The sequence below is a fragment of the Okeania sp. KiyG1 genome, from assembly GCF_014132355.1.
GTDB lineage: Bacteria > Cyanobacteriota > Cyanobacteriia > Cyanobacteriales > Microcoleaceae > Okeania.
Map to the genome: position 1 here is coordinate 1 of NZ_BLZO01000123.1, position 12,587 is coordinate 12,587.

At 37.9% G+C, this 12,587-nt stretch carries 7 protein-coding genes and 3 pseudogenes; 2 read left to right on the forward strand and 8 right to left on the reverse strand.

Translation table 11 applies throughout. From position 1 onward, the window contains the following. Positions 1-749 precede the first annotated feature (749 nt). The 3 genes and pseudogenes from SAGCYANO_RS45940 to SAGCYANO_RS29700 all read right to left on the reverse strand — a co-directional run. Positions 750-848, reverse strand: a pseudogene (locus SAGCYANO_RS45940) (ribonuclease D); the annotation flags it as partial. A gap of 382 nt (positions 849-1,230) precedes the next feature. Further along, positions 1,231-2,247, reverse strand: a complete 1,017-nt coding sequence (locus SAGCYANO_RS29695; protein ID WP_202223378.1) for a phosphoribulokinase — start codon at positions 2,245-2,247, stop codon at positions 1,231-1,233. Positions 2,248-2,662: 415 nt separating this feature from the next. Next, positions 2,663-2,885 (reverse strand): annotated as a pseudogene (locus SAGCYANO_RS29700) (zinc ribbon domain-containing protein); the annotation flags it as partial. An 870-nt stretch (positions 2,886-3,755) separates the two neighbouring features. Between SAGCYANO_RS29700 and petH the strand changes: the two are divergent. Next, positions 3,756-4,948 (forward strand): annotated as a pseudogene (gene petH / locus SAGCYANO_RS29705) (ferredoxin--NADP reductase). Positions 4,949-6,652: 1,704 nt separating this feature from the next. Further along, positions 6,653-7,171 (forward strand): hypothetical protein, encoded by a 519-nt coding sequence (locus SAGCYANO_RS29710; RefSeq protein ID WP_202223360.1) that lies wholly within the window; start codon positions 6,653-6,655, stop codon positions 7,169-7,171. Positions 7,172-7,638: 467 nt separating this feature from the next. Here SAGCYANO_RS29710 and SAGCYANO_RS29715 read toward each other — a convergent pair whose 3' ends face one another. From SAGCYANO_RS29715 to SAGCYANO_RS49550, 5 genes are all read right to left on the reverse strand, one after another. Next, complete coding sequence (locus SAGCYANO_RS29715) at positions 7,639-8,301, reverse strand: isoprenylcysteine carboxylmethyltransferase family protein (RefSeq protein ID WP_202223361.1); 663 nt, start codon at positions 8,299-8,301, stop codon at positions 7,639-7,641. Between the two features lie 204 nt (positions 8,302-8,505). After that, on the reverse strand, positions 8,506-9,906 hold the full coding sequence (locus tag SAGCYANO_RS29720; protein ID WP_202223362.1) for a serine/threonine-protein kinase: 1,401 nt from the start codon (positions 9,904-9,906) through the stop codon (positions 8,506-8,508). Positions 9,907-10,895: 989 nt separating this feature from the next. After that, a complete protein-coding gene (locus SAGCYANO_RS29725) occupies positions 10,896-11,090 on the reverse strand; it encodes a hypothetical protein (RefSeq protein WP_202223363.1) in 195 nt (64 codons plus the stop codon). A gap of 221 nt (positions 11,091-11,311) precedes the next feature. Further along, positions 11,312-11,482: a hypothetical protein gene (locus SAGCYANO_RS29730; RefSeq protein ID WP_202223364.1), complete on the reverse strand. Its 171-nt coding sequence runs from the start codon at positions 11,480-11,482 to the stop codon at positions 11,312-11,314. A 539-nt stretch (positions 11,483-12,021) separates the two neighbouring features. After that, positions 12,022-12,240, reverse strand: coding sequence for a hypothetical protein (locus SAGCYANO_RS49550; protein ID WP_202223365.1), 219 nt, complete (start codon positions 12,238-12,240; stop codon positions 12,022-12,024). Between the last annotated feature and the right edge of the window lie 347 nt (positions 12,241-12,587).

Here is a 12,587-nt window from a genome sequence, read left to right on the forward strand (position 1 = left end):
TTTGGAGCTTGAATACTTTCCTCCGAACTTTTGCCCAGGGGATGTTAGACCATTCTGTGAACGTAGTCTTGAGACTCGCTTGCGACATTGTGACTCCTAATCAGTTCCTTATCTTTTAGTTAAATCGTGAGTACGTCAGCATATCCTTCCCATTACAGGTTGGCTTTGGCTTTTTACTCCATCTCTATCCCCATATAGCTTGCGCTGAGATTTTTCACTACTACAATATCGACCTTATTTGTAGAGCTATACAGGGGTTACTTCGTTCCATATATCCGGGTTTTCTGACTTTAGATTCATCCTTTCTCCAGGGGTACTTTTGTAAGTCTGTATGAGTAGCCGGGATAGACCCTCATCTTTCCCCATGTACATATTTTGTACGCAGTGTATCAATTTGGATTTCACTACTTGAAACTTACTGGAGTTCAAGCCAGATGTTCACTTTCGTTAATCATTGTCAGTTAGTTCGGGTTCTATTTTGTGAGTCCAAATTACTCCTCAGTTCCCTTTTCTCCCAGCTTCAATCCTTTGATAATCAGTCTTAGAACTGTGGGAGATACCGTACTTCTCCGGGCGGTGATGTTTCCCTGTATGAGCCAGGATTCCTACCCTTTGACTTAGAAATTGGCCACCTTTTTCAGGCCACAGATATATAGTTATAAGGTAGTTAGGTATATACCTTTCCTTTCCTTACGAGCTGCACGTTTTCAGTCTTTAGACCTAGACTTTTCAGCTCAACGAATCGCACATCCCATTGTTTCTGTATCAATAGCAATACTATCAGCTTGTAAATAATTAGATAGGATAGTTGCGTTCAAATCGCGATCGCATACTTGAAAATCACTCATTGTTTTCTCTGAATTATTAGTTGATTTGCAAACTTAGTAATTATAACGCTACATTTGAGGTATCAAAAGCTTAAAACTCAGACAGCGCTATATTTTTTTGGTTTTCGGTTCTTCCTTCTCTGGTAGAGAATATAGAATCCGCTTATACAGTGTATGTTGATAATTTTATAATTACTTCAATCTCCCCACCTCCCCACCCCCATTTCTCCCAACAACTCTAATAAGTATTCAACCGGATTTGATATAACTAATCGTCTAGATAACTAAACGCCTTCTTCCTTCTTACTTCTTCCCTCTTCCTTCTTAAAACAAAAAAAACGCGAAGTGAAATTAACCACTCGCGCTTATTTTCAGATAGAAAATTTTCTTTTAGATGTTGATGTTATGAAACTGCTGCTGCTACCTTTTCGTCAGGGGAAACTTTAGCAGTCAAACGCTCATAAGTTGAACGCATTTTCAAACCGACCAAAACTTGGAAAAGTCCACTACCATTATTGGAACCTGGATAGTCTTGGTGTTCCCTCATCATGTGGGTCATCTCACCATAATATTTAGTAGAAGTATTGCTGAGGTGTCCTTCAACATAAATCATTTCTTCCAGGTTATCAAAGTTACCATCTACTTCTAAGACAGAAACTTCATGGCCGAAATAGGCATCTGGGCCATAGAACATTTTAATTCCAGGATAAGAACAAGTAAGCTTACGTCCACAAGGAATCCAGTTAATAGTCGATCCTTCATCAAACAGATATACTGGTTCAAAGTCTTCTACACCTTCACGTTGGATCAAGCGTACTCGTAATACCTTATGTTCTTTGTCATCAGGAATAAGTTTAGTGGGCAAAATTTGAATTACCACATCCGCGTGAGCTTTTTGTGGGTCAATATAGGCATCAAAATCTGGACGACGGGCATTGATAGAAGCAAGTACATCTTCATAACGATGGCCTCTTTCTGCCATATCGCGCTTGATTTTCCAAGCAATTTTTACTTCATCACCAATGTCCAGATAGACACTAAAGTCAAGTAGCGATCGCACGCGCTCATCAAACAGAGGATGAAGACCCTCAATTACTATGATATGATTGGGATGAACTTTTTCCGGTGGGTCAATCAGGCCAGTTTCGTGGTTATAAATTGGCTTATCGATAGACTGACCTTCCTTTAGAGCTTTAATTTGCTCATACATCAAGTCAAAATTATTGGCCCTTGGGTCAAGAGCAGTAATTCCTGTTTCTTTACGTTGCTTACGATCTAAGCTATGGTAGTCGTCCAGGCAGATAACTGTAACAAAATCTTCTCCAAATACATCTGTTACACGACGCAAAAAAGTAGATTTTCCGCATCCAGAGTCTCCGGCAACTCCAATTAATACTACTCTATCTGGTTTTTTCACAATAGTTTCCCTCTAACACAAAACAAAGTTGAATGACATATCCCATATTTTTGTGACGTTCTCTCCTGCTAAATCTCGCGAGACTTAGCAGGAGCTTCTCCCTCCTCACGGATGGAACTTCCTGCTTCCCTGGCTGACTAATGTCTACGCCTCCACAGGCAGCAACGATGAGACCCACCGCTGTCTTGTAATAAAAGTTCTGTACTCACCTGGCTTCCTTCAAGATTTTACCTCAAATACGGAATTACCAGGACTTCACAAGTTGAACCCCATATCTTGAGTTGTCTAGGTTCAGCCGTCAGGTGCGTATTACCGCTACTCCTAACAGGCCATAGGTGACATACTCCCACACTATAGCTTCAGCTTAGTGTGGGCTTCTCGTTTCGCAGTCCCGGTATCCCGTCGGACTCCACGAGCTTTAAAGACGTCTGGGCCCTACCGCCCTATTTTTGATATTTATTGCTGCATTCCAGTCGCGGTCTATGACAATACCGCAATGCGGACAAGAATGGGTTCGTATGTTTAATTCTTTATCAACTTTTTCTCCACAATTTGAGCAATCTTGGCTGGTATTTTTGGGGTTCACTGCTATGGTTTTCACCTCCAGCATTTTCGGCTTTGACAGTTAAAATAGTCAGGAATTGTCCCCCAAATCGCATATCGAACCCATTAAATTTGCTGCCGATTCATCTCACACCAAATCTGCATATTATAGTGTGAGGCTTGTCGGCGATTCAGCTAACTTTTGTAAAACATCATATCAGAATGGGATCTTCCCTACAAGGATCAAAGAAATAAAAGCTTAATCAACTTATGTTCTGTAGAAATTTAGTATAGTAGACAAAAGTCATTTATTGTAGGTCATGTGTTATCATTCGAGGGGCTTGCAAATAGAACGGGATTATAACATACAACTGCTTATTATCTGCCAGTTGCAAACAGAAAAAAGCAGCCACAGAAGGGCAGGGCTTTAAACTCATTTTTTTGGTAAGATTGTCAGAATTGATTAAAGCCAAGAATTAAGGATGTTTTAGAGCTAAGTAAAGAGAAAAAAGATGTTTCTGTATTGGCCATATACTTAAAAGCATCTTATACAGAGACTCAAGCTGCAATAAAAGTGACATTTTTGTGGGCGGACAGTGTCTGTACCATAATCAAAGACCTGTCAATAATGACAATTCAAACAGCACTTAGTCATAGTGTAAAAAACAATACAGAATGCTATACTGCCTCTTTTGTTGAAGCTTGAGAAGCTATATCAGAGTAAAAAACTGAAAAAAATATTAGTTTTACTCATCCTAATGTAGTTCTACTTTTAGGTTGCTTCCTAATCATAGAATTAATTAGCAAATAAACAAGATGCCATAAGGAAAACAAGATTTTCAGCACTAAATCTCTGAAATATGGAGTTAAAACCTATTGGCCATTATATCAGAATATCTTAAAAAACACTTAAATAAAAAGCTTATCATCTCTTGGCAATATACTTTATCTAAATGGAGAAATAAATAATGAAAACTCAAACTGCATTGGGTGTAAAAACCAATACAGAATACGGTAGTCGTACTTTTGTATACGAAGTCGAAGGTTTACGTCAGAGTAATATTACTGACAAAACAAATAGCCCCATTCGCCACAGTGGAACTGTTTATATCACTGTACCTTATGCCCGCATGAACCAAGAAATGCAAAGGATTACACGGATGGGGGGCAAAATTATCAGCATTAAAGCTGTGAGTGAAGACTCTCAAATAAACGGTCAAACAACTAAAACAGGAGAAACAACTAAAGCTATGACTCAAGCAAAACCTAAGTCGCACAAGGATGTTCCGGTAAACACCTATCGTCCCAAAAATCCATTCGTCGGCAAGTGTCTTTCTAGCACTGAATTAGTGCGTGAGGGTGGTGAAGGTACTGTTCGTCACTTAGTATTTGACCTTTCTGGTAGTGACTTGCACTATCTAGAAGGTCAAAGTATTGGTATTATTCCACCGGGAACAGATGATAAGGGTAAACCTCACAAGTTAAGGCTTTACTCTATTGCTTCTACTCGTCACGGTGATAATCTTGACGATCAAACGGTGTCTCTGTGTGTGCGTCGTCTAGAATACAATCACCCAGAAACAGGCGAAAGAATCTATGGTGTATGTTCTTCTTACCTATGTGGTATGGAAGAAGGTGCAGATGTGGCCATTACTGGGCCAGTAGGTAAGGAAATGTTGTTGCCTGATGATGAAGACGCAACTATTATTATGATCGCAACAGGTACAGGAATTGCTCCTTTCCGTGCTTTCATCTGGCGGATGTTTAAGGAAAGAGAACAAAATCCTGATTATCAGTTTAAAGGTTTGGCCTGGTTATTCTTCGGTTGTGCCTATACTCCAAATATTCTCTACAAAGAAGAGCTTGAAGAACTGCAACGTCAGTTCCCTGATAATTTCCGCGTAACTTATGCTATTAGTCGCGAACAAAAGAATAAAGATGGCGGCAAAATGTATATTCAGCACAGAATTCAAGAAAATGCTGATGAGTTGTGGGAGCATATTCAAAAGCCAAATACTCACACTTACATCTGCGGTCTCAAAGGTATGGAAGGTGGCATTGATGAAGGAATGTCTGCTGTGACTGGTAAGTTTGATGTTGAGTGGAGTGATTATCAGAAGGGCTTGAAAAAGAACACCGCTGGCACGTTGAAACTTACTAATGCTTTTGTGCATTTATTTAAACATAAAAACTGACGGGAGAAAAGTTCCCGGAAGATTTATCCCCTGGTTGAATAACGACGCGCGGGTAATAAAGCGGAGTAAAAGTATGCTATACTGGAAGTAGTGAGTAAGAACAAGGTTTGTCGCCATGACCTCTAGCTAGTGCGGTGGAATTCCCGCAGACAGGAGACGGGGACAATGCTTCCTACGACGGCTGTTTGCGCAGCATTCCGCAGGAAAAGCAAGTAACGCAGCTAGAGCAGCGATTTATAGCTCCAATATCTAGAGTAAAACCACTCGTGAAAGCTGCAAAAAAAAGGTAAGCTCACAGCTAGACAATGATCTATGCCGAGGAGTTTAGAAGTCTGTTGACAGGCTTTAAGCAAATGTGGATTTATGAGGGGCTGCGTGCGGAATTTACTTCCGCACATTTATTCGCCCCGTCCCATTTGCGGTGGATTTGCCACAGAATCCAGGGTGTTTCAACCCCTGGAGATGTCAATCAATTCAACAGTTATGATATAATAGGTAACTATTAATTGCTTCATTTCTGAGAACTTAGGGAAAGGTACATTTGATACCTCTCCCTTTTTAGTTGAATGGACAAAAAAATAGGGTCCTTATTCAACAATGAATAATTAGGGTTTGCGCTCAAAAGTCTTTTAACCCACCCCTCGCCCCTCCCCTCCCAACCCACCCCTAACCCCTCCCTGGAGGGGAGGGGAAGGTAGGAGACAACCCACCCCTCGCCCCTCCCCTCCCAACCCACCCTAACCCCTCCCTGGAGGGGAGGGGAAGACAGGAGACAGGAGACAGGAGGAACGGGGAATTAACGAGGAGGTAGAAGTAAGAATTGTAAGAATGATTTTTCTGCCCAACTATGCGCCTAAAATACGCTCTTTCTTTGAGCATGAAGAGCTGAAACAGGCGCACTGCAATTCGACTCCAAAAAGGCACTTGTCTTTATATGTCAATGCTTTTAGATTTAATCAGCAAGCCCTAATTAATAATTAATAATTACCGAATAATTAAGGTTTAAAGCCTCTCACTCGCCGTGGAGAAACAAGTCGTCGTAGCGGAGCTTCCCGTAGGGTGGGATGGCGTTTTGCTGGCGCATAACTACGTTAAGGCTGTCGCCGACATGGCAAGCGTAGTATTCCGCACCGAAAAGCGGAACGGCTCTGATAAGATAAGAGCGGGTCTCGGAGCCATATCCATGAGACCAAGAGAGAAAAATTTTCCTTTTATTCAATCCTCTTCCTTTTAGGGAGAGGTGATTATCAATTATCAATTATCAATTATCAATTATTGAACTCTCCTTTAAAACGGATAGGATTGACTAATAATGAAAATTTTTCTTTATTATCCCCTTAAAAGGGGAGGCTTTAAACCACAATTTTTTGGTAATTGTTTGCCATCGACAAATTCTGATACTATCAAGTGGGTTGAGTTATATCAAATCCGTTGGCTTCGGAGTAATATAATTCCGTTGATCGTCATACAATGCGTAAGGGCGAATGGCCATTCGCCCCTACAATATAGACTCTTGTGTTGAAATACTGAATAACACCGATGCTACTGGATTTGATATTACTAATAAATTGAGACAGGGGACAAAAGTTGCCTAGATATTCTCCCAATATTTGGGTTGGTGCCACATCTGTCAAATTTAATTAGTCCAGAATCAAAATTAGGAGAACAAAATGAACTTTGGTAATCTTGCTAAAATTGTCGCTGGTGTTGCTGGTGTAGCAGCTACTGGGTATGGTGTAAAAAAAGCTGTAGATTATTTCCAGAACCGCGATCAAGAAGAACCCGATCCAGAAGCAACTGAAGACGCAGAAGTAGAGCTAGAAGCTGATGATATTGCTTTTGCGACTGTGGAACCTGAGTCAGTACAGCCTTTCCTTGATGCTAGTTTTGGCGCTCCTGGTCGTTATGTTCCTACTCGTCCACCTAAAGTATTTGAATATCAAGACCTACAATACATGGTAATATGGTGTTACGATAATGAGAAAGAAAAAAATCAATTGATGGGCTTCCAATACACTGATGCAGGTAGGCAAATGCTTGCTAGTGTGGGATATACTGCTGATGCTACTGATTATAATGTTAACTTAGACGGTACAAATTTAGCGGTTGAAGTTAATGGAGAACAAATTACATCTGGTCAAGGTGAAACTGATGGTGCAGATGAAGTTGATTTAGTTCCAGTCGGATAATTCGATTTAGAAATTAAGTGGTAGTGGTGCATCGTTGATATTGATATTCTCCCGACGCTGCTCTATAAGACAGCGCGGGATTTCCGGTGATCACTGAGTAAGCATTTCCTGCGGAATGCTGCGCAAACAGCAGTCAGCTAGTCTCCTATGGTCGGAACTTTCCTAGGTCATGCTACGCAAACGTTAACAGCTATCAGCTTTATTACCGAAAAATTGTGGTCAAAAGCTTCCCTTTTTAAGGGGATAAAAAGCGGTTGAGGGATGGTGAGGAGACCTCGCCATATCCAATCAACCAAGAGAAAAGAGCATATTCCTTATTTCAAGTCTCCTTATTGCAGAGGTACTGTTTTGCTCCGCGACATGTTTGCGGAGCATGACCTAGGAAAAAGCGTAGCTCCTCCGGAGGGGGCTAACTGATAACTGATAACTGATAACTGATAACTGAAATGGCATCACTTATAGGGACTTTATGTTCCCTCTTTAACTTTTTTTGCTTCTGAAGTAAGAGAATTTTTGCCAAATAGTTGAGGAATAATTAATCCAGAATTAGCTTGATATTCTGCAAATTCTGGATAGCGAGATAGAGATTTATCTTTTTTCAGCATATTAGGGATAAATATTGCGGCGACAAATGCTCCTAATATTAAATAAGGCAGCCAATGTTGGACTAACATTGCAAAAGCAAGATAGATAAATATTTCTCCTAAATAGTTAGTATTTCGGCAACGGGCAAAGAATCCTTCTGTAATTAATCCTGACTTATATTTGAGAGTATAATATTTTTGAGCATCGCTAGTGTAGTGGAAGAAAATGCCAAAAATATTCAGAGAAATTGCAGCAGCTACTAAAGGTATTGGAGGTTCAGTTCCACTACTAATTAAAATGTAGGGAGCTATCCAATATAAGGAGACTATTCCAAAAATTATAATACCTTGTACAAAAGGAACTTCTTGTTCCCATTGCTTGTCTGGATAAATACGGTCTTTCAGTAACCATAAAATTCCATAAGTACCATGTAGGGATAGATATACCCACGCAACTAAAGAAAAGTTTTGATAGGCTATCATCAGCGCTAATATAAATATAAAAGTTGTAGCTTTGGATAGATTAATTGGATGTTTGACTTTCATAATGAGAGTTAGTTATGCTATCAAAAAGATACTTATATTATAGAAATAATTTATTCACAATTCAACTTTTAATAGACATATCCAATAATAAAAAATAAAAAATAAAATCAATTATCGTGCAGGAATTATCAATTATTTCCCCTACTGCCTACTGCATACTGCCTACTGCCTCTTTTCTGGAGAGGTCTAATGATATTAATCTTTTTAACCAGCAATAAAAGCAGCAATAACAAACAGAAATAAAATGACTAAAATTCCAAGAATTACGGCAATTGAAATTAACAATAAAGAGATAATTGACCACATTCTCTGATGCTTTTTAAACTCAGCAATACTTTTCCATTTTCGACTTTTCCATGCCCACTCATTTCCTTTATATCCTAATATTATTCCTGTTATTAACCATCCCGTGCCAAATGTGACTCCACTGAGGTCTATCCAAGCAATTAATCCTACCCATACATGATTAGTTAAACACCAGAAACCAGGCCAGAAAAATGCACCCCAATTCCAATCAATAATTTCTGCTGGTACGTCATTAGAAGTGTGAATAATATTTCTTGATTTTGGAGCAGAAACTATAGCTGTTTTTTTCTCTGTTTCTCGATCGCTTTGCTGAGTTTTACTGATTTTAGTTGATGCAATATTTTCCGGTTTTGGAGGTTGTAGCTGTGCTAATATTTCCTCTGCTGACTGGAAGCGATCGCCAGGAATAGGAGCTAACATTCTATTTAAAATACCTTCAAAATTAGGACTTAATTTTAACTCTTGATTCCATTGCCACTGCATTGTTTTTACATTAATTAATTCAAAGGGAATTTTACCAGTCATTAATACTAAACAAGTTACTCCTAAAGCATACAAATCACTATGTGGAGCAACAATTCCTAAACGCATTTGTTCATCAGGTGCATAACCAAATTTACCTAATTTAGTGCCAGCAGAAGCAACATTTTCAGAACTGTCAGCTTTGTGAGAAACTTCGGCAGCAATTTGTTTTACTCCACCCAAATCTATCAAAATTGGTAACCCATCTTCTGCACGACAAATAATATTATCGGGAGCAATATCTCGGTGAATAATTCCTCTATTATGTAGATAATTTAAAACTGGTAAAATTTGACGAAGAAAATCAATTGTTTCAATTTCGCTAAAAAAAATGCCTTGTCGCCGACGTCGATCTAATAAAGATTCATAAGTTTGTCCTTCAATAAAATCTTGCACTAAAAACAAACATTTATTTTCTTGAATAAATTCCCAAAAACGCGGAATTTGAGGATGATTAATTTGATGTAATGTCATTGCTTCTCGGTGAAAAAGTTCCTCCGCTTTTTTCACAAATTCAGTGCCTTGGTTTCCTGGTGTTAATTGTTTTAAAACTACTGCTTGTTTAAATCTACCTGTGTCTTCTGCTAAGTAAGTTTTGCCGAATCCACCTTGACCTATTTGGCGAATAATTATGTAGCGATCGCGTAATTTTGTGCCTGGTTTTAATTCCGTAGATGTTGTTTGATAGGGTTTTATTTCCTCTAGAGAAGCACCACAATTAGAGCAAAAACGGGAGGCAATAGTATTATTATGTCCACAGTTTGTACAAATAGTCATTTCAGTTATCAGTTATCAGTTATCAGTTATCAGTACTTCTATTAGCTATCAGCTATTAATTTTGGGGAAGGCAAAAGCAACCTTTGAAATTGAGAAAGAGTAAAAATTACTGCCAAAGTCCCCGGACTAAACCTTAGAAGTAATTATTCATTACTAATTGCTGTTTACGCAGCATTCCAAAGGAATAGCTGACTGCTAATAGCTGTTTGCGCAGCATTCCGCAGGAAATGCTTACTGGGTAATTACCAACATTATAGCTTTGCTTATAGGTTTATCTATTTTAGAGGTCCTTACTTTTGCTGCATTTGTTATTATTTTTGAAGTGCCTTGACAAGAAAATGACTGGTCTCCATACCCATTACCATTAGGTTATTTCTTGAAAATTTTGATAACTTGAGTAATTTTAACTGCTTTACAATGGTTTTTACTACGACAAAAAATTACTTATGCTCTGTGGTGGGCAGCATTCAAAAATTAATAATTAATAATTAGGGTTTGCTGAAAAAGTCTTATGGGTGAGGGTAGGAGTCAGGAGTCAGGAGTCAGGAGTCAGGAGTCAGGATAAATGGGAATTATAGAGGAGGTAGGAGGAAGAATAGTCTTTTGATTTTTCTGCGCAACAAAGCCGCCTAAAATGCTAATTTTTTGAACCTAAGCAACCTAAAAGCTTGGACTTTTTTCAACTAAAAAATGCGCTCAACCTTTATATGTCAATTCTTTTAGATTTAATCAGCAAACCCTAATTAATAATTACTCTTCTTGAAAACAAGAGGATTGACTAATAATGAAAATTTTTTCTTCTCTTGGTCGATTGGATATGGTGAGGAGACTTCGCCATCCCCCGACCGCTTTTTTCTCCTTTAAAGGAGAGGTTTAAAACCTTAATTATTCGGTAAATAGTACAGTTCAGTTAATGGCATTATTTCTGTTTTTGCGGAGTCAATTTAATTATCCGGATTTTATATTAAACCTTAATTATTCGGTAAATATTAAGCTAAATTCCGCCACCTATTACTTTCATTACTAGGGGAAGTTGGATTATCCTTACTTTTGTTCATTAAATCTTCCAAATCTGGAGGAAGAAATCCCCCGACCACACTTTCTAGTTCATGTTCTTGTAATGGCACTAAACCATTCTCTACTTGATTGATTTTTTGATTTTTCTTGGCTTGGTTTTTCTTCATACTTAATATTTGTCTCTTTGTATTGAGGAATTTAGACTCAGTAGAGAAGTTGAGGGGTCATACAAATTAGGTTATCAAAGATACTTTATGAGGATGCAAGATTCAACCTTTTCCCCATCTCCCCTAAACCTTCTCTCCGCAGAAGTTAGTATAATGTAGGGATGTTCTATGAAATATCCCTACTCACTACCTAATACTTAATACTTGATTTAAGCTTTTACTTAACAATTAAGAGAATTATTTGTTTCATTACTTTTGCTTAGTGCTTGTTCTAAAATTTGTGACCGGATAAAAGTACGTTGTTGATACAGTGTATAGAGTAATAATTCTTGCTGTTTAATCTGCTCTTGTGTTTTTTGATAAAGTATCTGCCAATCATGTTCTGCTGACATAATAAAGACTCCTTTAGATATCAAGTATGAAGTTGAATTTCAAGATATAACTTAACAAGATTGTTATTAAGTGTGATTAAATAATTTAGCTCTAAAATAACTTTTTTTGATAGTTATAAAGACTAAATTTATGAGGGTTTTGGTACTAGCTAAATAGCAATTTATTTCCTGGGATAAATTGACTACATAGTGCCTAAATAATGGGTGATTTAATCAAATAAAAATAGGGTAAAGCTGCATACTCCATAGGATAATTGATGAGATTAAATTCATTAGCATCTCCATATATTTTATGAAGTTGCAATGTTAAATAAGCCTTGTATTCTTTAACAGTAAAATCAGTATAAAAGAGGTATGTATCAACTAATTCTATTTGCTAAAATTTGAGATAATTCTCAAATATTCCCATTGAAAGGTACTTTTAGAAATCTTTCCTAACCCTTCAGCATAGCTACCCTCTGCTTTATATTCATAATAAAACTCCTATTTAAACTGGATTTAGTATTACTGAGCAATGAAGACTTTAAAGCTCTCTTTGGCTACGTCATGGGGTGTATCTCTACAGAGATTAAAGAAGAAAAAATTTGATTTTTAGTAAATCCCCTTCTTTTTATTAATTTTTGAACAGGGGAAAATAGAGTAGATTCATGCCCACGGCAGACTAACTCATATTTCAAGGGATCTACTATTAATTCAATGCCACTATAGCCAACGGGAAAAACTCTTTCCCATAGAGGAATAACTTGAGAAATCCGCATATAAAAACCTCCTAAGTCTTGAGATGAAAATTTTTAGAAGTAATATTTTTGGTACACAGTTTTACTCAGCTATGAGCTGTAAATCTTTATAAAAAAATATGTAAGCATTCAGCTATTAGCTCTCAGCTAGCCTCCTCCGGAGGAACTGCGGACTTCAGCAACAAGACTCTCTCATACTAGGACAGTGTTTAAATTAATATAGACTTTAAGGGCAAGGGAGACAACTTTTATAGTAAGACAATTAATAAAACTTTTATCCTAAACTAAAAGCAATAGCTGATAGCTGATAACGTAGTTCCGACCATAGGAGGCTGGCTGACGGCTGTTTGCGCAGCATTCCGGAGGAA